Source organism: Proteus sp. fly-1067, assembly GCF_040139345.1.
GTDB lineage: Bacteria > Pseudomonadota > Gammaproteobacteria > Enterobacterales > Enterobacteriaceae > Proteus > Proteus vulgaris_B.
In genome coordinates, this window is the sequence record NZ_JBEEUL010000307.1 from 1 (window position 1) to 504 (window position 504).

1 protein-coding gene is annotated in these 504 nt (G+C 47.2%); it reads right to left on the reverse strand.

The features are described from left to right. Nucleotides 1-504: citrate lyase subunit alpha (locus ABN217_RS20550; protein ID WP_349460053.1), on the reverse strand; the 504-nt coding region annotated here is incomplete at both ends.

A 504-nucleotide genomic window follows, 5' to 3' on the forward strand; every position in this document is an offset into this window, starting at 1 on the left:
TTCTGGACGTGCAGGGTTGACGGCAATGCCATGATCGGTCACTAAAATATCAACGCTAGAACCGGGGGTAACACAAGTGATCACTTCATCCACTAAGGTAGGAATGCGACCACGAACTAACGGTGCAACAATGATGGATAGTTTTGACGCGACGGCAGTATCACTGTGGCCACCCGATGCACCACGGATCACGCCATCTGAACCCGTCAATACGTTAACGTTAAAGCGCGTATCTATTTCCAGCGCACTTAATACCACCACATCAAGCATATCGACAGACGCACCTTTTGAGTCGAAACAAGCGTATTGATTGGCACTAATTTCAATGTGGTTTGGATTGCGAGCTAATGACATCGCGGCGGCACGGTCAAAACTCTGTACATCAATCAGTTTGCGAATAAAGCCTTTTTCATGTAAATCAACAATCGTCGAGGTGATGCCACCGAGGGCAAACCCTGCACAAATATTGTGACGACGCATTTTGTCTTCTAAGAAGCGGGTTAC